Consider the following 22742-nt stretch of genomic DNA (forward strand, 5'->3'; position numbering starts at 1 on the left):
CCAGCCGTACCCCACTCCCGGCGAGCAACCTCCCGCACCCCTCACCCCGGGAGGTTCTCCGGCCGGGTTGGGTGATCCTGACGGTTTGGGGTGGATTTCACGCCCGCTGAGGGGTGAAATCCTCCCCAAACGGCCTTGGGGGTTGCTTTTGGGCGTGCAAAGCGCGCGGGAAACGCACAGGAACCGGAAGGGGCTACCCGAGCGCAGGAAAGCGGGGGTGGGTTAGCGGGCGCGGGCGGCGGGGCGGGGGGTGGTGCGTTGGGGGGTGCCGCCGTCGCGGAGGAGGCGTAGTACGGGGAGGGTGGCGGCGCCCATGGCTACTGCGTCTCGGCCTAGTTCGCAGCGGACGATGGAGACCTGGGCGTAGGGCTGGCGGAGGGCGTGGCGGGCGGTGGCCTCGCGGAGTTCCGGCAGGTAGCGCTCACCCAGGAGCAGGCCGGACCAACCGCCGAGGACGATCCGCTCGGGGTTGAAGAGGTTGACCAGGTTCGCGAATCCGGCGCCGAGGTACCCGATCGTGTCCTCGACCACCTTCGCCGCGACCTCCGACGTACCGACCGAGTCGAGCAAGCCGGTGAAGGCGGCTTCCTCGTCACCGCCCCGCGCGGGATCACCGTCGTTGGCCAGTTGGAACCGCTCAAGCACGCCCTCGGCGCCGACGTACGCCTCGAGGCATCCCATGGCTCCACACCTGCACTGACGACCGCCGTACATGATCGTGGTGTGGCCCCACTCCCCCGCGCTGCTCCGAGTGCCGCGGTAACTGGAGCCTCCGGTGACGAGTGCGGCACCGACGCCGGAGCCGACCAGCGCCACCACGGCATCGGTCGCTCCACGGCCGGCGCCGAACCACATCTCCGCCTGACCAAGAGTGTTGGCACCGTTGTCCACCTGGATCGGAATATCCGTCCGCGCCGCCAGCATCGCGCCCAACGGAACAGCATCCCAACCAAGCGTCTGAGCATGTACTACGGCGTCCGCGGGCCCCTCGACCACACCGGCGACAGCGACTCCCAGACCGAGCACCTGCTCCGTGGAGACGCCGGCTTCGGCGATCACCTCGGCAAGCCCCTGCAGCACGTGCTTCACCACCAACTCAGGCGCAGGCTTCGGGGTCTCGATCGGGTAGACAACGGTGGACAGAACATTCATCGCCAGATCGAAGAGTTCGACCCGGACCCGGGTCTCGCCGACCTCGGCACCGACGACGTAGCCGAAGGTCGGCGCCACCCGCAGCAGCACCCGCGGCCGGCCGCCGTCGGACTCGACCGACCCGGCCTCCTCGACGACACCCTCGTCCAGCAGTTCACCGACCAGATTGCTCACGCTCGCAGCGCTCAGCGACGTCTGGTGGCCCAGTTCGTAGCGGCTCAGTGGGCCCTGCCGGTAGATGTTGGTGAGGAGCACGGAGCGGTTGGACCGCCGCATGTCGCGCACAGTGGTCCGACGTCCGTCCATCGTTTCTGATCCGCCCTCGAGAAGTGCCGCGCGTAGTACCGCCGGCCGCTGAAATCGATCCCTCAACCCGAACTCCATCATGCACCAGCAGCACCCGGGAAGAGGTGAAACGTTCAAGCGCGGCGCACTTCTTACAAATCGTGAACTTAGGCCTGTTTCGTTATCGACTCGTGATTGACGTGAGCTGACTCACTCCGCTTCACTCTACGGAACCGCTTCCGAAACCGGTTCCGAACATTCCGTTCACGAGTCGGCACCACGAAGATCGAACCCCCAACCGCCCGAGGGGAGCTGAAGAAGTGTCGATCACCATCGCCGACGTCGCCGCCCGCGCCGGGGTCAGCAAGACCACCGTGTCGCGAGTCCTGAACGGCAAGGGCGAGCTCGACATGCGTACCGCCGAGCGGGTCCGCCAGGTGATCGCCGAGCTCGGCTACGTGCCCAGCGCCCGGGCCGTCGGCCTGGCCCGCGGCCGGACCCGGATCGTCGGCATGCTGGTCCCCTCGCTCACCTGGCCCTGGATGGGCGAGGTGCTGCAGGGCGCCGTGGACGTGGTCGAGTCCGAGGGCTACGGCCTGCTGCTGTTCACCTGCAACCGGGGTGAGGAATCCATGCAGCAGTTCGCCTCCCAGGTGTCGGCCCAGTCCTTCGACGGCCTGCTGGTGATCGAGCCGGAAGGCACGCTCGCCTACATCGAACAACTGCACTCCCGCGGCCTGCCGGTCGTCCTGATCGACGACCGGGCCAAGCAGCCCGTCTTCCCGTCCGTCGCCACCACCAACCGCGCCGGCGGCGCGGCCGCGGCCCAGCACCTGCTGGAGCTCGGCCGGCACCGGCCGCTGGTGATCACCGGCGTGGACTGGTTCGGCTGCACCCAGGAACGCCTGGAAGGTTTCCGCGACACCTATGCGGCGGCCGGCGTCGAGCTGGACCCACGGCTCGTCTTCGAAGGCGACTTCACCCACGAAAGCGGCCGCAAGGGCGTCCAGTACGCCCTGGACGCGGGCCTGCCCTTCGACGCGATCTTCGCGCACAACGACCTGTCCGCCGGCGGCGCCATCCAGGCCGTCCGGGAGACCGGCCGGAACGTGCCGAACGACGTGTCGGTGGTCGGGTTCGACGACATCCCCTACGCCCAGCACACCGAGCCGCCGTTGACCACCGTGCACCAGCCGATGCGCCAGATGGGCCAGGCCGCGGCCCGGATGCTGATGGGCTACTTCGGCGGCCAGCCGCTGCCCGAGGAGCCCAAAGTGCTGCCGACGACGCTGATCGTCCGCAGCTCAACCGCCCCCGTGACCCGCCGCCCAGCCCCGCCTCACAGCCCGCCCCACTAAGGCTCCGGCGGCGGGGTATCTGCCCATGCCTCGCCGCCGGGAACTACACCGATACCGATCTGTTAGCGCCGCCGATATTCCCATGAGAGCGCTTTCACGGCACGATGCGAAGGCCCCCCAGGCTCCACCCGACAGTCATCCCACTGTCATCCGCCAACCAGTTGGACGAAACACAGGAGGAACGATGCGAGCTCGACGCTCAGTCGCGCTAGCCCTCACGGGCGTGCTCGCGGCAGCCCTGATGGCTGCCTGTAGTAACGGGGACGAAACCAAGGACACGGCTGGCGCCGTCAGCACCGCCACGGTGCTGAACGTCGGCATGCCGAACGGCCCGCAGACGGAGAACCACAACCCGTTCCTCGGCTCGTCGTCGGGTGCCTCACTGGGTTATCGCTGGATGATCTACGAACCACTGGTGATGATCAACGGCATCAAGCCGTCCGAGCCCGGCAAGCCGTGGCTGGCCACCGAGTGGAAGTGGGCCGACAACTTCACCAAGCTGTCGCTGACCATCAAGGAAGGCGTCAAGTTCTCCGACGGCTCGCCGATGACGGCCGACGACGTGGCGTACTCGTTCCAGTTGCGCAAGGACCACGAGGGCCTGAACCAGGACGCGATCCCCTACGGGACGATCACCGCCTCCGGCAACAAGGTGGACCTGACCTTCACCCGGTCGCAGTTCGTCAACCAGAACAAGGTGCTCACCGTCTTCGTGGTGCCGAAGGCCCAGTGGTCCACGCTGAAGGACCCGACCCAGGACACCTTGAAGGACCCGATCGGCACCGGCCCGTACAAGCTGAAGTCGTTCACCCCGCAGACCACCACGCTGGAGGTCCGCGACTCGTACTGGCAGGACCTGCCGAAGGTCAAGGAACTGCGGTACACGTCGTACAACGACAACAACGCGCAGACCACCGCGCTGGCCAACGGCGCCTCGGAGTGGAGCTTCGTCTTCGTCCCGAACTACAAGGCCGTCTACGTCAACAAGGACCCCGAGCACCACAAGCTCTGGTTCCCGGCGAACCTGGGCATCCACGGCCTGTGGATCAACACCACCAAGAAGCCCTTCGACAACCCGGCTCTGCGCCGCGCGATGGACAAGGTGATCAACCGCGACGACATCTTCATGCAGGGTGAGGCCGGCTACTTCTACCCGAAGGTCGAGTCCGTCACCGGCATCCCGACCCCGGCCGGTGAGTCGTTCATCGCGCCGGAGTTCAAGGACAAGAAGCACTCGGTCGACCTGGAAGGCGCCAAGAAGGAGTTGGCCGACGCCGGCTTCAAGCTCGAGGGCGAAGTCCTGAAGGACCCGACCGGCAAGCCGGTCACGATCACGCTGACCGACCCGGCCGGCTGGTCCGACTACATCACCGACCTCGAGATCATCAAGGACAACCTGTCCACGATCGGGATCAAGGCGACCGTCGACAAGGCCAACCAGGACGCGTGGTTCAAGGCGTTCGACGAGGGCAACTTCGACGCCGGCATGCACTGGACCAACGGCGGCGCGACGCCGTACGACATCTACCAGAACATCATGGACGGCAAGATCCTCAAGCCGGTCGGCAAGGGCGGCGTGAGCGGCAACTACGGCCGCTTCAACTCCCCTGAGGCGACCAAGGCGCTGGACGAGTACGCCAACGCCACCGAGGACTCGGCCCGCACCGCCGCGCTGAACACGCTGCAGAAGATCATGGTCGAGCAGATGCCGGTCATCCCGACCTCGGCGTCCAACGTCGGCGGTCTCTACAGCACCAAGAACTGGGAAGGCTGGCCGGACGAGCAGAACCAGTACGCTCCGGCCCAGCCGACGCAGCAGAACGCACTCCAGATCGTCCTCGCCCTGAAGCCCGCGGGAGCGTAAGGACAGACCGCGGCCGGGATCCCACCACCTGGGGGTCCCGGCCGCGGTGCCGCGATCAAGCTAGGAGTTCGAGACGTCATGACGGCGACCGAGACACAACCGGCGACCACGGGCGACGTGGTCCTCGAGGCCGAGGGCCTCACCAAACACTTCCCCGTACGACGGGGCCTGCGCGACCTGTTCTCCAAGGAGCGCAAAGCAGTCCACGCGGTGGACGACATCCAGCTGACGCTTCGCCGGGGCCGGGTCACCGCGCTCGTCGGCGAATCCGGCTCGGGCAAGTCCACCGTCGCCCGGCTGATGGCGCAGTTGTACTCGCGCACCGACGGCGACATCCGGCTGCACGGCCAGTCGGTCACGGTGCACGGCGGCCGCAAGTTCCGCGCCTACTGCCGCCAGGTGCAGATGATCTTCCAGGACCCGTTCGCCTCGCTGAACCCGGTCCACACCGTGCGGTACCACCTGACCCGGTCGCTGAAGATCCACGGCCGCGCGGGCAAGGGTTCCGCCGAGCTGGAGAAGAACCTCGAGGACCTGCTGAACCGCGTGCAACTGACTCCGCCCGAGCGCTACCTGGACAAGTTCCCGCACGAACTGTCCGGTGGTCAGCGCCAGCGGGTGTCGATCGCCCGCGCGCTCGGTGCCGACCCCGAAGCTCTGCTGGCCGACGAGCCGGTATCGATGCTGGACGTGTCGATCCGGCTCGGCGTACTGAACCTGCTGCGGGACCTGAAGGAGCGGCTCAACCTGGCCATCCTCTACATCACCCACGACATCGCGTCCGCGCGCTACTTCGCCGACGAGACCCTGGTGATGTACGCCGGCCGGATGGTCGAAGGCGGCGACTCCGAGACCGTCACCCAGAACCCCGCCCACCCGTACACCCGGCTGCTGATCGAAAGCGCGCCTGATCCGGACCGGCTGGACCGGGTCGGCGACGCCAAGCACGCTCCCGAGGACGAGGCCGGGGGTGAGCCGCCGAGCCTGATCGCCCCGCCGACCGGCTGCCGCTTCCACCCGCGCTGCGTCCACGCGATGCCGAAGTGCTCGACCGAACTGCCGCCCCGCTTCGAACTGCCGGTCATCTCCGGTGAGGGCGACCACTGGGCCGCGTGCTGGCTCTACGAGGAAGGAGCCGCGAAGTGAAGTTCCTGCTGCAGCGGATCGCGTTCTACCTGTTCACCGCCTGGGCCGCGATCACGATCAACTTCTTCATCCCGCGGATGATCCCCGGCGACCCGGTCACCTCGCTGATCAACAAGTTCCAAGGCCAGATGAGCACCGAGGCGATCAACTCGCTCTACGTGCTGTTCGGCCTGGACAAGGACGCGAGCCTGTGGAGCCAGTACATCGACTACTGGGGCCAGGTGTTCCGCGGCGACCTCGGGTTGTCGTTCACCTTCTTCCCCACGCCGGTGTCGGAGATCCTCGGCCAGAGCCTGCCGTGGACCATCGCGCTGGTCGGCATCACCACGTTCGCCAGCTTCATGATCGGTACGTCGCTCGGCGTACTGGCCGGCTGGCGCCGCGGCTCCTGGCTGGACGGGTTGTTGCCCGTCACCACCTTCCTCTCCTCGATCCCGTACTTCTGGCTCGGCCTGCTCGCCATCACCCTGCTGGCCGGGACGGACAGCTTCTTCCCGTCGTCCGGCGGTTACGAGCCCGGCCTGGTGCCGTCGTGGAACGGTGAGTTCATCGGCAGCGCGATCCAGCACAGCCTGCTGCCGGCCGTCACCATCCTGATCTCGTCGGTGAGCGGCTGGATCCTCAGCATGCGCAACATGATGGTCACGGTCGCGTCGGAGGACTACATCACCGTCGCGCACGCCAAGGGCCTGAGCGAGCGCCGGGTGATGGTCAGCTACGCCGCCCGCAACGCGCTGCTGCCGAACGTGTCCGGGTTCGCCCTGTCGCTCGGCTTCATCGTCGGCGGCACCCTGCTGGTGGAGATCGTCTTCTCCTACCCGGGCATCGGCTACAACCTCTTCCAGGCCGTCGGTTCCAAGGACTACCCGTTGATGCAGGGCGTGTTCCTGGTCATCACCATGTCGGTGCTGATCGCCAACCTGATCGCGGACGTGGCGTACCTGCTGCTCGACCCCCGCACCCGCAAGGAGGGCTGACCGATGTCCGCACCAGCCACCACCATCACTGCGGTCACCCCCGACGGTCCGGCCACCGCGGCCGCGCCGGCCAAGCGCCGCCGGTTGCGGTTCGTCGCCAACCCGAAGGCGGCGACCGGCCTGGTCGTGCTCGGCTTCTTCTGCCTGATCGCGGTCATCGGCCCGTGGATCGCGCCGTACGACCCGTCGGCGCGCAGCAGCGACCTGATCCAGGGGCCCTCGGGCAAGCACTGGTTCGGCACCACCCACCTGGGCCAGGACATCTTCAGCCAGGTGCTCGTCGGTACTCGCGGGGTCATGTTCGTCGGGCTGCTGGCCGGCCTGATCGCGACCGCGCTGTCGGTCCTGATCGGCGTCAGTTCCGGCTTCCTCGGCGGCGCGGCGGACGAGGGCCTGTCCGCGTTGTCGAACGTCTTCCTGGTCATCCCGGCCCTGCCGCTGATCATCATCGTCGCCTCCACCATCCCCGGCGCCGGTGACCTGATGGTTGCCTTGGTCATCGGCCTGACCTCGTGGGCCTGGGGAGCCCGCGTACTACGGGCGCAGACGCTCTCGCTGCGACGGCGGGACTACGTCGAGGCCGCCCGGGCCACCGGTGAGAGCACCTGGCGGATCATCACCGTCGAGATCCTGCCGAACCTGACCGCGATCATCGCGTCGGGCTTCGTCGGCACGGTGATCTTCGCCGTCATGTCCGAGATCACCCTGGCTTTCATCGGCATCTCGACCATCTCCGAGTGGAACTGGGGCACCATCCTGTTCTGGGCGCAGAGCCAGCAGGCCCTGGCCCAGGGCGCCTGGTGGTGGTTCGTTCCCGCCGGTCTGGCGATCGCGATCCTCGGTACCGCGCTGTCGCTGATCAACTTCGGCATCGACGAGTTCGTCAGCCCGCGGCTGCGCAGCGCCGGCCACACCCGGCTGAAGACCGCCGACGGCCACACGGTCAAGATGCGCGTCGGGTTCACCCCGGTGCTGTCCCAGAACGGCAAGCAGGACCCCGTCACTCCCGTGGTCCGCAAGACCGCCGACGAAGCGAAGGGCGCCGCATGAAGCCGCCAGTGCTGGAGATCAAGAACTTCAACGTCGACTACGGCCTCGGCGACCAGGCCGTCCAGGCGGTCCGCGACGTCACGCTGACCCTGCACCGCGGTGAGGTGCTCGGCCTGGCCGGCGAGTCCGGCAGCGGCAAGTCGACCCTTGCCTACGGCATCACCCGGCTGCTTCCGCCGCCCGGCGTGATCAGCGGCGGCAGCGTCATCTACCACCCGCCGGGCGGCGACCCGTACGACGTGATGGGGCTCAGCAACAGCGAGTTGCGGGCGTTCCGCTGGGCCGAGACCTCGATCGTGTTCCAGGGCGCGATGAACTCGCTCAACCCCGTGCACAAGGTCTCCACCCAGATGCTCGACGTGATCCGGGCGCACGAGCCGCAGCTGAGCCAGGAGGCCCGGGTGGCTCGGGCCAAGGAGATGCTGAAGCTGGTCGGCATCTCGGCGGACCGGATGGACGCCTACCCGCACCAACTGTCCGGCGGTATGCGGCAGCGGGTGATGATCGGGATGGCGCTCGTGCTCGAGCCGCAGGTGGTGATCATGGACGAGCCGACCACCGCGCTGGACGTGGTGATGCAGCGGCAGATCCTGGCCCAACTGGTCGAACTGCGCGAGCGGCTGGACTTCTCGGTGCTGTTCATCACCCACGACCTGTCGCTGCTGGTCGAGTTCTCCGACCGCATCGCGATCATGTACGGCGGCCGGATCGTCGAGCAGGCGAAGTCCACCGACCTGTACAAGGACTCCCTGCACCCGTACAGCGAGGGACTGCTGAAGTCCTTCCCGGCGCTCCGCGGTCCGCGCCGGGAGCTGGCCGGCATCCCCGGGTCGCCGCCCGACCTGCGCGGCATGCCCACCGGGTGTGCGTTCCATCCGCGCTGCCCGCACGCGTTCGACCGCTGCTCGACGGAGATCCCCGTCCTCGGTGTTCCCGAGGCCAGGAAGGACCCGAACCGCGAGGTGGCCTGCTGGCTCCCGGGCCGCGTTCCCGTCGCCTGATCTCCGTCGCCCTCCTACATCTCCGAAGGGAGCCAGTACGGCGCTCGCCCACCGGCGCGCGCCGTACGTTCATCCATGAACACCACAGCTGTCCCCACCACCTCACCTGTCGCGTTCACCGCCCCGGCGGCTGAGCAGGAGCTGATCTCCAGCCTGCCGTCGGACTTCCGCTGGGGAGTCGCCACCTCCGCCTACCAGATCGAGGGCGCCGTCGACGTCGACGGCCGGACCCCGTCCATCTGGGACACCTTTTGCCGGGTTCCCGGCGCGATCGACAACGGCGACCACGGCGACGTCGCCTGCGAGCACTACACCCGGATGCCCGCTGATGTTGCCCTGATCAAGGAACTCGGCCTGGACACCTACCGGTTCTCCGTGTCGTGGTCGCGGGTCCAGCCGCACGGCACGGGTCCGGTGAACCCGGCCGGCATCGGCTTCTACGACCGGCTCGTCGACGAACTCCTTGCCCAGGGCATCGACCCGTGGGTGACGCTCTACCACTGGGACCTGCCGCAGGAACTGGAGGACGCGGGCGGCTGGCCGGCGCGCGATACGGCGTACAAGTTCGCGGACTACTCGATGCTGGTGTTCGACGCGCTGAGCGACCGGGTGAACACCTGGACCACGCTGAACGAGCCGTGGTGCTCGGCGATGCTCGGCTACGCGTACGGCGTACATGCGCCGGGGCGGAAGGAGTACCCCGCGGCCGTGGCGGCGGTGCACCACCTGCTGCTCGGGCACGGCCTGGCCACCGAGCGGATGCGCGAGGCGGCCACCCGGCCGATCGACATCGGGATCACGCTGAACGCGGCGACGGCGTACCCGGCGAGCGACGCCGAGCCGGACCTCGAGGCGGCACGTCGTGCTGATGGGATGGGCGCGCGGATCTATCTGGACCCGCTGGTGCACGGACGCTACCCGGCCGACGTGATCGCGGATTTGGCCTTGGAGGGCGTCGAGATCCCCGTCCGCGACGGCGACCTGGCGACCATCTCGGCGCCGATCGACGTACTCGGGATCAACTACTACTTCAGCCAGAAGTTCACCGGCTACGACGAGCAGGGCCGCACCGTCGGCGACGACGGCCTCCCGATCAGCCGGACCCTGCCGCTGAACCGCCCTCGCACCGCGATGGACTGGGAGATCGTCCCTGAGGGCTTCACCGACCTGCTGGTCCGCATCAGCAAGGACTACCCCGGCCTCCCGATGGTCATCACCGAAAACGGCTCCGCCTACGACGACGTCCCCGACGAAACCGGCTACGTGGTCGACGAGGGCCGCACGTCGTACTTCGCCTCCCACCTGGCCGCCGTAGCCTCCGCCATCAACCAAGGCGCCGACATCCGCGGCTACCTGGCGTGGTCCCTACTGGACAACTTCGAATGGGCCTACGGCTACGACAAACGCTTCGGCATCGTCCGAGTCGACTACGAAACCCAAACCCGCATCCCAAAGCAAAGCGCCCTGTACTTAAGGGACGTCGCCATCCAGCACCGCAGCCGCTGACTGTCGCTCGAGTTGGTCAACGCTGCACCAGGCCTGACTCCTCGGAGAACCTCATCCATATCACGTCGCTGAGTTGCCGGTGGGGTGGCGGTAAATCGGTCGACGGGGGCGTTGTCGGTCGGTGAGGGTGGTGGGATGAGTAGCAGTGAGTTGTGGGATGAGGAGACGGCGCGGCGGTACGACGAGACGTCGGCGGAGATGTTCGCGCCGGAGGTGCTTGGTCCGGCGGTGGACTTTCTGGCGGAGTTGGCCGGGAAGGGGCCTGCCTTGGAGTTCGCGGTGGGGACGGGGCGGGTTGCCATTCCGCTGGTTGGGCGTGGAGTGCCGGTGACGGGGATTGAGTTGTCGGAGCCGATGGTGGCCCAACTGCGGCAGAAGGTGTCCGCGGAGCAGCTCCCGGTTGTGGTCGGCGACATGGCTACCACGACGGTGCCGGGAGAGTTCAGCCTGGTGTATCTGGTTTTCAACAGCATCTCCAACCTCCGCACCCAGGCCGAGCAGGTCGAGTGCTTCCGGAACGCGGCCAGGCATCTCGCCCCGGGTGGACGATTCGTGATCGAGCTCTGGGTCCCGCCGCTGCAACGGCTGACGCCCGGCCAGACCGCAGTACCGATGCAGCTGACGAAGGATCACCTCATCTTCGACACCTATGACGTGGTCACCCAGCAGTGCGCGTCGCACCACTACTACACCGAGCCGGACGGCACCACCCGCTACGGCTCCGGCAACTTCCGCTACATCTGGCCCTCCGAATGCGACCTGATGGCCCAGTTGGCCGGCCTCGAGGTCGAGTCCCGGTACGCCGGCTGGGACCGCGCACCTTTCACCGCGGACAGCGGGAGTCATCTCTCCGTCTGGCGCAAGCCGGCCAAGTAGTCGTCGACGGTTCTCACCATCTCCGGGATGCTCGCCCGGACGGCGATCCGCGGGGTGTCATGGCTGGATGTTGGCGGTGCGGTGGAAGGTGTTGGTGGGGTCGTACTGGCGTTTGATGGTGGCTAGGCGGGTGAGGTCGGCGGTGGAGTAGGCGCGGCGTACCGAGGCGGTGCCGTCGTCGGACAGGGTGTTGACGTAGGAGCCGCTGGAGAAGGGTTCCAGGCCGGCGGCGTAGGTGCGGGTGGCGGCGAGTCTTGTGGCGTCCTCGGCTGGGTCTGACCAGCCGGCTGAGGTGGTGAACTCGACCAAGGCGTCGCGATGGCTGTACGCCGAAGCGCCGGGTGGGACGTCGGCGATCGCGCCGCCGTTGAGGGCCAGGCGGGCGCCTATTTCGTGGCCTGGGGCAAGGAAAGCGTCGATGGCCTGGTCTGGGAGTTGGCGAAGGTAGAGGCCCTTGCAGTAGCGGCGTAGTGCGTGTTGCTCGATCTCGTCGTCGCCCGTCTGGAGGTCCAGGTAGGTGAGTTCGCGGACCCGTCGGGCGGTGGGGCGGCCGATCCCGGAGTAGGCGGTCATCAACTGTCGGCCTTCCTCTGGGTCACCCACCCAGACGAAGCCGATGCTGGCCATCCGTCGGCCGTCGAACTCGGCTGAGGGGCCGACACGTGCGACCGGCGTTGCCCGGCGTGGGGTGTGGGCGAGCAGGTCGCGCCAGCCGCGGAGCGCCGTACGGGCTTCGTCCATTTCGTAGTCGAGGTTGACGACCATCGCCTGGGTGCCGACGGGGTGGAGGCGGAACTCGAACTCGGTCACGACACCGAAGTTCCCGCCACCGCCGCGGAGCGCCCAGAACAGGTCGGGGTGGTTCTTCGCGTCGACCCGCAGTACGGCGCCATCGGCGGTGACCAGTTCGTACGAGGCGACGTTGTCGCAGGCCAGCCCGAGCAGACGGCCGAGCCAGCCGGTCCCGCCGCCGAGGGTCAGACCACCGACACCCGTGTGGGACACGTTGCCCGCCGTCGTCGCCAGGCCGTAGCGCTGAGCGGCGACATCCAGCGCGCCGAGCAGGGCTCCTCCCCCGATCCAGGCTCGCCGGGTGCCTGGATCGACGCGGACGGCCGACAGCCCGGACAGGTCGATCAGGAGGCCGTCGTCCACTACCGGGAGGCCTAGGAAGCTGTGGCCGCCGCCGCGTACGCCGATTTCCAGCCCGGCCTCCCGGCCGTACCGGATGGCGGCGACAACGTCGGCCGTGCTCGCGCACCGCGCGATCAGCGCCGGCCGGCGGTCGACGACCGCGTTCCAGACCGCCCGGCCGGCGTCGTACTCCTCGTCCCCCGGCCGTACCAGGGTGCCCTCGAAACCGCGGCTCAGGAGCCCGTCCATCTCAGCTCGCCACCTTCGCGACGAGTTCGCGGATCGCGGTCCGGCGGAACCAGGCGATCAGGCCTGCGACCAGCAGGAAGCCGAGCGCGATCGCCGGGGAGTAGCCGAGTACGAAGACGTTGGTGACCACGGCACCGGCCATCACGCCCGTCAGTCCAAGTGCGGCGAGGCCGCACAGCCGGGGCACCAACAGGCCGAGCGCGCCGGCGACTTCGAGAGCGCCGACCACGTACCGCAGCCACTGGCCGGCGCCGATCTCGGTGAACATCCCGATCATCACCTCGTTGCCGGCCAGCTTCATGAGGCCGGCGGAGACGAACTGGAACGCCAGAAACACCTGCAGGATCCACAGACCGACCGTCCCCGGCCGTACCTTCCAGGTGCTGGTCGTCGTACCGATGGTGCTCATCGCTACCTCCTTGGGTGGGTTCAGTACGACGACGATGCGCCGGGTGGTACGGCGCGGGCATCCGTGCTCACCACGGATCCACCACGGAAAGGACCACGGATGGGTGATCATGGGCGGATGGTCCCCGACGGTCAGATCGAGGTCTCGGCCCGCGAGGCCGAGGTGCTCGCCGCGATCGCCGCCCATCGCTCGAACGCCCAGATCGCCGCCGCGTTCCACATCTCGGTGCGGACGGTCGAGAGCCACGTCTCCTCCCTCCTCCGCAAGTACGGCGCCGCCGACCGCCGGGAGCTGGCTGACCTGGTGGCGGAGTCTCGGTCCGGCCCCGCGGACAGCGGCGTCGGCACCGCCGGCGGACGCGCCGGGAGGCAGGACGCCGCAGGCGGAGGCGCTGCAGGCGGAGGCGCCGCAGGCGGAGGCGCCGCAGGCGGAGGCGCCGCAGGCGGAGATGCCGCAGGCCGGAGCGTGGCGGGTGGAGGGGTCGCGGGCCGAGGCGTCGCGGGCCGAAGCGTCGCGGGCCGGAGCGTCGCGGGTGGAGGCGCCGCGGATCGGGGCGTCGCGGGCTCGGGCGTCGCGGGGTGGGGGGTGAGCGGGCTGCCTGTCAGCCGGACCACCTTCGTTGGGCGCGCGGCTGAGGTGGCGGCGGTGACCGCGGCTCTGCGGGAAGCGGGTTTGGTGACCGTGCTCGGTCCCGGGGGCATGGGCAAGACCCGGTTGGCGGCGGTGATCGCCGCGGAGTCCGCCGATCCCGGCGCGTTCGTGGATCTGGTGCCGGTGCGAAGTGGGTTGGTGGGGCGGGTGGTAGCCGGTGCGCTGGGCGTGACGGAGCGGCCGCCGCAGTCGCTGGACCAGGCGTTGGTCGATCGGTTGTCCTCAGGCCGTTCGCTGGTGGTGCTGGACAACTGCGAGCATCTCGTGGCGGAAGTCGCCGAACTGGTCGAACTGCTGCTCGCCGCCTGTCCGGAGGTGACCGTGCTCGCGACCAGCCGGGAGCGCCTCGGCGTACCGGGTGAACGCGTGGTGCTGCTGTCGCCGCTGCCGGCTGACTCGGACGGCGTCCAGCTGTTCCTGGATCGGGCGCAGGCCGTCGACCCCGCCTTCGCCGCCGACCCGGCCGACGTCGCTCAGCTGTGTGGGCGGCTGGACGGCATGCCTCTCGCGATCGAACTGGCCGCGGCCCGTACGGCGTCGCTCGGGCTGGACGGTCTGCTGGCTCTCGACGACCAGCTTCGGTTGCTCGCCGGCGGTCGCGGATCGGACCCCCGGCACCGCTCGCTGAGCGCGGTGATCGGCTGGAGCCACGACCTGCTCGACGAGCACGAGCGGGTTCTCTTCCGGCGCCTCGGGATCTACGTCGGCGGCGCGGATCTCGACGCCGCCTGCGCCACCAGCCCGGAGTACTCCCGCGGCGAGATCGCCGATCTGATCGGCCGCCTCACCGACAAGAGCCTCCTCGTACGCCGGCGCGCCCGCTGGCGTCAGCTGGAATCAGTCCGCGCCTTCGCTCTGGAACAACTCGAGTCCGCCGGCGAAACCGAAGCAGCCCGCGCACGCCACCTCCGCTGGGCCGCCACCACCGCCGCCGAGCTGGAATCACGGATCGACCTCGACCGCGCAGTTGCTGAAGCCGGCCGGGCGTCGGGTGACGGGGATCGCAGCTCGCCGGGCGGGCAGGCGGTCGCCGGCGGCTGGCGGATGGACTTCGATGACGTCGTCGACGACCTTCGCGCTGCTCTGGCCGGAACCGCCGGGGTGCCGGATTCGACGGCGCATCGCTTGGCCCGGTCGTTGGGGCATCTGTCGTTCGCCAGTCGGGGGTTCGTCGAGGCGGTTGATCATTACCGGGCAGCTGCCGAACGGGCAGAGGACGGGGTGAGCGCGGCGCGGGATCTGCGGTCGGCCGCTGATACGGCTCTCGTGCTGGCCGACGGGCCGGCCACGGTCCGGTTCCTGCTCGAGGCCGCCGAGCTGGCCGTTGCCGATGGCAATGTCCGGGCAACGATGCTGGCCTCGGCGGTGATCGCGATCAACCGCTACCCGGCCGGCCCGATGTACGCGCTGCCGCAGGACGAGAGCGCCGCTCTGCTCGCCGATGCGCTCGCGTCCGGTGAGCGCTCCCTCGACGATTCGCAGGTCGCCGCACTACTCGCCACGGCCAAAGCCTGGGAGCACGGCCCGCGACGGATCGGTGCCGACACCCAGCTCGCCAGGGAAGCCGTGGAGGCAGCCCGACGGTCCGGTGACCCAGTACTGACTGCGGGAGCGCTGGACGCACTCTGCGTCGCCCTCGGCAACGCCGGCCACCTCCGCGAGGCCCGGACCCATGCCCTGGAACGACTCCGGCTGACAGCCCCGCTCCCCCGCCACGAACCGTATGCGGCAGCCGAGATCGTCGACGCGTACCACGTGGCCGCGACTACCGCAGTCGCCACCGGCGACCTGCCGGCGGCGCTGCCCGAGTACGAGAAGATCCCGTCGCTCGTGGCCAGTGCCGGGGAGGCGGCCGGAGATCTGCTGGCCGGTGACAGCACCTACCTCTGGCTACCACGAGTGATCCGCCTCAACGGACTGACCGGGCGCTTCGACGAGTGCATCGCCGACGCCGACACTCTGTGGGCCAGGTGGGAGCGGGCCGGGTCGCCGCCGCAGGAGTGGATGTCGTCCGCTCTCGCCGTCGCCGCTATGGCTCACGGTCTGCGGCGCGACGGCTCGTACGAGACCTGGCAGCAGCGCGCGCTCGAACTCGCCCGCGCCGGGCGCCACGCGGTAGCACCATGGTTGAGCGCTGTAACCGCCTTCGCCGACGCCCGGGTCGCCGTACACAACGGCAATGGAGCCAAGACCCTGGTCGAGCAGACGTTCGCGAAGTTCGCCGAGTACTGGTGGGCGCCCTACGCACACGCCGCAGGCGCCGAACTGGCGGTCGTCATAGGCCTGCCCGATGCCGATCGTTGGCTCAGAGCCGCTGCCCCAACCGCGGCCGAGAACGACTTCGCCACCGCCTGTCTTCTGCGCGCGACCGCCCGGCTGTCCGGTGACACCACCGCCCTCCTGGAGGCCGCGGAGCGCTTCGCCCGGATCGATGCCCGGTTCGAACACGCCTGCACTCTGCTGCTGATCCCCGACCGCGCCGACGAAGGTCTGACCGCACTCTCCGAGCTGCGAGTCCCACCACCACTTACTGCAAATTGACCTCGTTGATCAGCCGGCCGTGGTTCGCGGCTTCCACCACCGGGCGCGGCACTCCTGGGATTCGCAGGTGCCGCCCGCTGCCCAAAGAGTCGGGGATCTGATCAAATAGGCAACAAGTGGTGGTCGGTGTTCCCGCGAAGTCACCGACCACCACCCTTGTTTGCGACAGATCAGCAGGTAGCCGTCGGGGCTGCCCAGTCAGCTCGGTCGTTGTAGCCGCCGTCGCCCGCGTCGCCGACTACCAGGTCGAGGACCCGGACGCCCGTCAGATCCACGTCGACAGCCTTCGGGTTGTCCCGGTCGACCACGCCGGAGTCGTACAGGACCTTGCCGTCGCCGATCACCTGGAAGGTCGACGTGCCACCCTCCGGACCGACATTCCGTACTGCGTCGTCGATCCCGACCGTCGCCCTGAACCTGCTGCACTGCTGGCCGACGTAGTACCGGACCAGCGACGGGGAGGCGACGCCGATGCCCGTCGGGTAGGTCTGGCTGACCAGGCTGATCGGTGATCCGCCGCCGACGCTCTCGTCGATCGTCGGGGACATCCAGCCGCTGGTCGCGGAGATCCACGGATGGTGCGACAGCGCCGCCGTACCGTCCGGGGGCACCGGCGCGATGATCAGCGGAGCGACCGTGGTCTGGCGCAACCGCCCGTGCCCGAGGACGTCGTACGCCGTGGTCGCGGTCAGCGCCGCGTTACCCGCCGGGGCGGTGGCGGGCAACTTCACCTTGAAGGACAAGGTGGTCTGCTGGCCTTCGGCGAGCAGCACCGGCGCCTTGCCGATCGGCGTGACGGTCCACCCTGCCGGAGCAGCCAGCGTGACCGTCGGCTTGAACACGGGCAGTACACCGTCGTTGCGTACGGCAACCTCGACGCGGAGTTCGTCGCCACCGGCAACCACCGGGGCCGTACCCTCCGGCAGGACCTGCGTGCCGACCTGGGTGACCTGCGGAATGCCGGCGGTGACGTGGGAGATCCCCGGCACACCGGTGGCAGGCTGAACCCGGAACAGCGCCGTGCCGTGCGCGGGAACCGCCGCGCTGATGGTGCCGGCGCTCTCGGTGACCGCGTTGGTCCACGCGTTCTTCAGGGTGAAGCGATCACCCTGCAGGCCGACTGCCGACGCCGTGGTGGTGAGGGTCTTCGCGCTGTCGCCCCGGTTGAGGAGCACGACCGCCCGGCCGCCGTCGGCGAGCCGCTTGACCCACGTTTCCGTAGTACCGGCCGCGCCGACGCGGACAGCCTGTACTGCGGCGCGGTCCTGGTTGATCCCGATCACGTCCGGGTCTGTCAGCATGCCGATGGTGGTCGCGCTGAGCTTCCGGACGTCGCTGCCGACGACCAGCGGAGCCGCCGCCACCGACCACAGGGTCAGTTGGGTGCGGAACTCCTCGTCGGACATGCCGAGCTCGGGAGCCAGGTAGTCCGGGTCGCTGAACGCGCCGGGCCGGACGACCTCGGGGTGCTTGGCGTTGGCGTCGTAGTTGCGCAGTACGTCCTTGAACTTGATGTCGCCCTGGAACCCGACATCGGTGTACGTCCGCCAGGACTGGGCGATGTCCGGCGCGTAGGACCAGGAGTTGATCGACTGCTGCGATTCCGGGTAGTTGCCCCAGTCGGGTGAGGTGACCGGGTTGCAGAGGTTGAAGATCATCGGCCGGCCGCTCGCGTTGTTGCGCAGCGCCTGGGCGAACTCGGTGAAGGCGGTCTTCGGATCGAGGTCCGCCGCGATCCCGCACAGGTAGTCGACCTTGACGGCGTCGAAGCCCCAGGCCGCGAACTGGTCGGCGTCACGCTGGTAGTAGCCGCCGCTGCCGAGGCCGCACTTGCCCGGGATGTACGGACCGGCGTCGGTGTAGATACCGGCCTTCAGGCCCTTGCCGTGGATGTAGTCGACCAGCGGCTTCAGGCCGTTGGGGAACTTGGCCGGGTTCGGCACCAGGTCGCCGGCCTCGCTGCGCGACTGGTCTGCCTGCCAGCCACCGTCCAGCCAGACGATGTCGTAGCCGGCCTTCGCGAGACCGCGGTCGACCATCGCGTCGGCGACCGAACGGATGCTGGTCTCGGTGAAGTCACCACCGAGTCCGTAGTACGTGTTCCAGCCCATGTACGGCGTCGGGCTGAGCACCGCGGGCTCCTGGGTGGGCGTTGCGGACGCCGGCGCCGCGATCGAAGCGGTCACCAGGACCGCCGCGATCAGGCCGCCGAGCAGGGCGGGTAGTCGTTTCACGTCGTAATCCTTTGCTGCCAGGGACGGGACGGGTCAGTCGAGGGTCTCGACGACCAGGCAGTGCGAATCGGTCGTGCCGTCCGGGAGGACGCCGACCTGGAGGAGGTAGCTGCCCGGGTAGGTCTCATCGCCCACCCGGTAGTTCTTGGCGGGATCCAGCTGGGCCAGCGGGATCCGTCGGGGTCGCGTCGGCAGGGTGCCGCGGACGTTGCTGTCGCCGGTGTTCCAGAGGAACACGACCGACCGGTCGGCGCCGACGTACTGCACGCCGGCGACCGGGCCTTCGCTCAACCAATAGACGTCGCCTTCAGCAACGACCTGGCGGATCTCGCGGTACTTCGTGACGTGGCCGGCGGCAACAGTCAGCTGCCGGTCAGTCCACTTCGACAGGTTCGCGCCGATGCCGAGCCCGCCGGCCATCGCGGCGTGGAAGCGGAAGTCGAGCGAGCGTTCGCGGCCGTCATGGGTGCCTTCGGCATCGGTCACCCACGAGCTCATCAAATGCGGCGAGTATCCGGTCAGGAAGCCGCGCTGGATCTTCAGCCGATCGAGTGGCGCGGTGTTGTCGCTCGGCCAGAGGGTGTCGACCCGCGCGGCCATTCCGAGATCGACGCGGGCCCCTCCCCCGGCACAGCCCTCGACGAACACCTGCGGGTGGTCCGCCCGAAGCCGGTCGAGGATTTTGTAGAGGTTGGTGACGACGTCTCCGTCGAGATCCCGCCTCTGGTCACCCGCATCGAGGCGCGCGCGGTTGGCGTCCCACTTCAGATAGCTGATCTCGTACGACGACAGCAGCCGGTCGAGCGTCTCCCAGATCCACTCGGCCACGTCGTTCCGGCTCAGATCCAGCAACAGCTGGTTGCGGATCAGCAGGGGCTCACGGCCTTCGGTGCGCAGGATCCACTCGGGGTGTTTGGCCGCCAGCGCGGAACCGGGGCTGACGGACTCGGGCTCCACCCACAGACCGAAGCCGAGACCTAGCTCCTTCAGGTCCGTGATGAACGACCCGAGCCCGTCGGGGAAGGCGGCCGGATCCACCTCCCAGTCCCCCAGTCCCGCGGTGTCGTCCGACCGGCCGACGAACCAGCCGTCGTCGACCACGAACGTCTCCACCCCGGCCCGCACTGCTCTCCGGGCCAGCTCGAGTTGCTGATCCGCCCGTACGTCGAACTCGGTGGCGAACCACGAGTTGTAGACCACCTTCTGGGGCAGACCTCTGGCGAACGAGCGCTGGTAAGCGTGGAAGGCCCGGGCGAGACCGTCGGGGCCTTCGGAACTACACGCGCCGACAGCCACCGGGGAGACCCAGGATGATCCCGGGGCGAGGGCGAGACCGAGGCTGGACGGAGCCCGGCCCGCCTGGATCCGGGTCTGCCCGGTGGTGTCGACGTCCGCGCTCAACTGCCACGAACCGGACCATGCGAGCTGTACGCCCCAGGTGGTACCGGCCGGGTCTTCGATGTCGGCGACGGACAGGAAGGGTGAATAGGAATGCCCGGTGATGCCTTGCCTGCTGTCGACGCTGAACCGCCCTCGCCGGAGTACGACCTCACCTTGCTGGAACTCGCCGTTCCATTCACCCCAGAGGTGGCGGATCAACGCGCCGCTCAGGGTGGGAATGACGAAGCCCGCCGAGTCGTGGTGATGCAGGGTGAGCTGCTCGGAGCCGTCGTTGAAGACAGACACCCAACGTTCGACGACATCTTGGTCGGCAGGCATCCGGTAATGCAGAACAAGCCGGAGTGATCGCAGGGAGTCGACAAACGTGAGCTCCAACGAATCGCCGCCTCCGGCGCCGACCGGGGTGGGGGTAGGGGCGTTGACGGAGGCGAGGACGGCTGCGCCGGGCGAGGTTGAAGCGGCTTCGCGGGCTGCTGCGGTGGAGCCGGTGGCTTCGGTGAACACCGGTCGTAGTTCGTCGGAGCCGTCCGGGCCTGACACCACCAACTCGGCTGGGCTGGTGTAGCGGACGCCCCGTACTGCGTATTCGAGGGGTTCGACGTCTGCTCGAGGCAGGAAGTGCTCGGTGCCGACGGGCGCGACCGTGGAAGGGCCGTCGGCAACGGCGTGCGGGCCCCAGGCAACCAGCGAGGCCCAGCGTCCATGCGAGGGCACCTCCACCACGTACGAGGTGGTTGCTCCGCGCAACGTCCACCTCACTTGACGGCTCCGATCGCCAGCCCGGAGACGAAGTGCTTCTGGAACTTCAGGAACACCGCGAGGGTGGGAACGGCCGCGATCACGGTGCCTGCGGCAATCACGTTCCAGGAGGACACGAACAGACCCTGCAGACCGAGCAGCGCCGGCGTGACCGGCATCTTCTCGCCGGAGCGGATCACCGTGATCGACCAGAGCAGGTCGTTGAAGATCCAGGTGAAGGACAGAGCGCCGAGCGCGGCCATCGCCGGGCGCGTGAGCGGCAGGATGACAGCGGCGTAGATCTTCCCCGGCCCGGCGCCGTCGATCGTCGCCGCCTCCTGGATCTCCTTCGGCAGATCCCGCATGAACCCGTGCAGCACGAACGTGTAGAACCCCAGACCGAACCCGACGTGCACGGCGATCAACGCGTACAGCGTGTCGTAGTACCCGGTCAGTTCCACGAACCGCGAGATCGGGATCAGCAGGATCTGCGGCGGCAGCAGGTTCCCCATCAACATCAGCAACAAGACGGTCCGCCGGAACGGGATGCTGTACCGCGCCAGCCCGTACGCCGCCGTCGACGCCAATCCCAGGCTCAGGATCACCGCCGGGATCGTCACCGCCAGCGAGTTCATCAACGCGCGGAACTCGTCCGCGTCCTCCCACGCCGACTTGTAAGTCGAGAAGGTGAACGAGTGCGGCAACGACCCCAGCCCGTTGGCCGCCACGTCGTCGAAGCTACGGAACGAGATCACGATCACCCAGAGGATCGGCGCGACCCACAGGAACGAGATGAGCCCCATCGCCACGTGGTAGCCAGAGGTCTTGAGGCGATTCACTTGAGGTGTCGCGAGAAGGCCCCGTCCTTCAGGACGGGGACGAACCGCGACTCCCTCCCTTCGGGGATCGGGGACTGTCGGTCCCGGCTGATTGGATAGATGGCATGACCCGGTTCCGGATGTACCCGACTCCCACGCAGCAGGCCGCGTTGCTGCAGCAGTGCGGGCACGCGCGGTACGTGTGGAATCTCGCACTTGAGCAGTGGTCGATGTGGACTCGCAGCAAAGGCCCGACGCCCGGGTACGTCGAGCAGGCACGGCAACTGACCGAGGCACGGAGTGCAGTCGGCTGGCTGCGGGCAGGCTCGCAGACAGTCCAGCAGCAGGCCCTGCGGGACTTCGACCAGGCGATCAAGAACTTCCATGCTGGCACCCACCGCAGGCCGACGTGGCGCAAGGCAGGGCTCAACGAGGGGTTCCGCATCGTCGGCGCCCAGGCATCCCGCGTGATGAAGCTGAGCCGGAAATGGGCACGGGTGCTGGTGCCCAAGATCGGCTGGGTGCGGTTCCGGCAGTCCCGTGCCATTCCGGACGCAAAGTCGTACCGCATCACCTACGACCGGGCGGGTCGGTGGCATATCGCGTTCGCTGTCATCCCGCCGCAGATCCCCGCAGCCGGGACGGGTGAGGTCGTCGGGGTGGACCGCGGAGTCACCATCGCGGCCGCCCTGTCCACCGGCGAACTTCTGACCTGCCCCGGTCTGTCGCAACGTGAACAGGAACGGCTCAAGCACCTGCAACGCTGTCTTGCCCGGTCCCGTCGCGGCTCCAACCGGCGTCGGCGGGTGAAGGCCGCGATCGCCAAGCTGTACGCCCGTGCCGGTGACCGTCGCAAAGATTGGGTGGAGAAGACCAGCACCGACCTGGCACGGCGGTTCGATGTCATCCGGGTGGAGGACTTGCGGGTCACCCAGATGACCAGACGCCCCCGGCCCAAACCCCACCCCGAACGACCGGGCGTCTACCTGCGGAACCGTCGCCGCGCCAAAGCGGGACTGAACCGGGGCATCCTGGCCAGCGGGTGGGGGCTGCTCGTCCAGCGCCTGGAGCACAAGGCAGCGGGACGTGTCGAGAGAATCAATCCTGCGTACACATCGCAGACCTGCAGCGCCTGTGGGCACTGCGCACCAGAGAACCGCGAGAACCAAGCGGTGTTCCGGTGCACAGCCTGCGGACATCAGGCGAACGCGGACGTGAACGCGGCAGTCAACATCGCGGCCGGACGGGCCGCCAGCGCACGCCGAGAGACGCCCGTACGGGTCTCGCTGAAGCGTGAACCTCAACACGCTACCTCCAGGTAGTGGTTGGAATCCCCGACTCTTCAGGGGCGG

The 22742-nt window shown here is 68.4% G+C and carries 16 protein-coding genes; 10 read left to right on the plus strand and 6 right to left on the minus strand.

Features of this window, described 5'->3' with window-relative positions:
• Nucleotides 1-222: 222 nt before the first annotated feature.
• Nucleotides 223-1458 (minus strand): ROK family protein, encoded by a 1236-nt coding sequence (locus ABD255_RS31525; RefSeq protein ID WP_344220434.1) that lies wholly within the window; start codon nucleotides 1456-1458, stop codon nucleotides 223-225.
• Between the two features lie 299 nt (nucleotides 1459-1757).
• Here ABD255_RS31525 and ABD255_RS31530 point away from each other — a divergent pair, with 299 nt between their 5' ends.
• The 8 genes from ABD255_RS31530 (at nucleotide 1758) to ABD255_RS31565 (ending at nucleotide 11215) form a co-directional block, all read left to right on the plus strand.
• Complete coding sequence (locus tag ABD255_RS31530) at nucleotides 1758-2795, plus strand: LacI family DNA-binding transcriptional regulator (RefSeq protein ID WP_344220435.1); 1038 nt, start codon at nucleotides 1758-1760, stop codon at nucleotides 2793-2795.
• Nucleotides 2796-2979: 184 nt separating this feature from the next.
• The gene (locus tag ABD255_RS31535) at nucleotides 2980-4659 is read left to right on the plus strand and encodes an ABC transporter substrate-binding protein (protein WP_344220436.1); all 1680 of its coding nucleotides are present in this window, start codon (nucleotides 2980-2982) and stop codon (nucleotides 4657-4659) included.
• A gap of 78 nt (nucleotides 4660-4737) precedes the next feature.
• Entirely contained in the window at nucleotides 4738-5805 is a 1068-nt protein-coding gene (locus ABD255_RS31540; RefSeq protein WP_344220437.1) for an ABC transporter ATP-binding protein, read from the plus strand.
• Nucleotides 5802-6782 (plus strand): ABC transporter permease, encoded by a 981-nt coding sequence (locus tag ABD255_RS31545; protein ID WP_344220438.1) that lies wholly within the window; start codon nucleotides 5802-5804, stop codon nucleotides 6780-6782. The genes ABD255_RS31540 and ABD255_RS31545 overlap by 4 nt, the downstream gene beginning before the upstream one ends.
• A 3-nt stretch (nucleotides 6783-6785) precedes the next feature.
• Nucleotides 6786-7832, plus strand: coding sequence for an ABC transporter permease (locus ABD255_RS31550; RefSeq protein ID WP_344220439.1), 1047 nt, complete (start codon nucleotides 6786-6788; stop codon nucleotides 7830-7832).
• Entirely contained in the window at nucleotides 7829-8833 is a 1005-nt protein-coding gene (locus ABD255_RS31555) for an ABC transporter ATP-binding protein (protein ID WP_344220440.1), read from the plus strand. The genes ABD255_RS31550 and ABD255_RS31555 overlap by 4 nt, the downstream gene beginning before the upstream one ends.
• A 75-nt stretch (nucleotides 8834-8908) precedes the next feature.
• Nucleotides 8909-10339: a GH1 family beta-glucosidase gene (locus ABD255_RS31560; RefSeq protein WP_344220441.1), complete on the plus strand. Its 1431-nt coding sequence runs from the start codon at nucleotides 8909-8911 to the stop codon at nucleotides 10337-10339.
• A gap of 135 nt (nucleotides 10340-10474) precedes the next feature.
• Nucleotides 10475-11215, plus strand: coding sequence for a class I SAM-dependent methyltransferase (locus ABD255_RS31565; protein ID WP_344220442.1), 741 nt, complete (start codon nucleotides 10475-10477; stop codon nucleotides 11213-11215).
• A 57-nt stretch (nucleotides 11216-11272) separates the two neighbouring features.
• Here the strand turns inward: ABD255_RS31565 and ABD255_RS31570 are convergent, their stop codons facing one another.
• A complete protein-coding gene (locus tag ABD255_RS31570; RefSeq protein WP_344220443.1) occupies nucleotides 11273-12598 on the minus strand; it encodes an FAD-binding oxidoreductase in 1326 nt (441 codons plus the stop codon).
• A gap of 1 nt (nucleotide 12599) precedes the next feature.
• On the minus strand, nucleotides 12600-13118 hold the full coding sequence (locus tag ABD255_RS31575; RefSeq protein ID WP_344220444.1) for a DoxX family protein: 519 nt from the start codon (nucleotides 13116-13118) through the stop codon (nucleotides 12600-12602).
• On the opposite strand from ABD255_RS31575, the gene ABD255_RS31580 reads away from it, so the two are divergent.
• Nucleotides 13107-16199, plus strand: a complete 3093-nt coding sequence (locus ABD255_RS31580) for a LuxR C-terminal-related transcriptional regulator (protein ID WP_344220445.1) — start codon at nucleotides 13107-13109, stop codon at nucleotides 16197-16199. The genes ABD255_RS31575 and ABD255_RS31580 overlap by 12 nt on opposite strands.
• Nucleotides 16200-16369: 170 nt before the next feature.
• Here ABD255_RS31580 and ABD255_RS31585 read toward each other — a convergent pair whose 3' ends face one another.
• The 3 genes from ABD255_RS31585 to ABD255_RS31595 are packed head-to-tail and all read right to left on the minus strand — an operon-like array spanning nucleotide 16370 to nucleotide 21375.
• The gene (locus tag ABD255_RS31585; protein WP_344220446.1) at nucleotides 16370-18433 is read right to left on the minus strand and encodes an NPCBM/NEW2 domain-containing protein; all 2064 of its coding nucleotides are present in this window, start codon (nucleotides 18431-18433) and stop codon (nucleotides 16370-16372) included.
• Nucleotides 18434-18466: 33 nt separating this feature from the next.
• The gene (locus ABD255_RS31590) at nucleotides 18467-20593 is read right to left on the minus strand and encodes an alpha-galactosidase (RefSeq protein WP_344220447.1); all 2127 of its coding nucleotides are present in this window, start codon (nucleotides 20591-20593) and stop codon (nucleotides 18467-18469) included.
• Nucleotides 20590-21375: a carbohydrate ABC transporter permease gene (locus tag ABD255_RS31595; RefSeq protein WP_344220448.1), complete on the minus strand. Its 786-nt coding sequence runs from the start codon at nucleotides 21373-21375 to the stop codon at nucleotides 20590-20592. The genes ABD255_RS31590 and ABD255_RS31595 overlap by 4 nt, the downstream gene beginning before the upstream one ends.
• Before the next feature lie 140 nt (nucleotides 21376-21515).
• Here ABD255_RS31595 and ABD255_RS31600 point away from each other — a divergent pair, with 140 nt between their 5' ends.
• Nucleotides 21516-22712: an RNA-guided endonuclease InsQ/TnpB family protein gene (locus tag ABD255_RS31600; protein WP_344220449.1), complete on the plus strand. Its 1197-nt coding sequence runs from the start codon at nucleotides 21516-21518 to the stop codon at nucleotides 22710-22712.
• Nucleotides 22713-22742 lie beyond the last annotated feature (30 nt).

This window comes from Kribbella sancticallisti, from assembly GCF_039530625.1.
Taxonomy (GTDB): Bacteria; Actinomycetota; Actinomycetes; order Propionibacteriales; family Kribbellaceae; genus Kribbella; species Kribbella sancticallisti.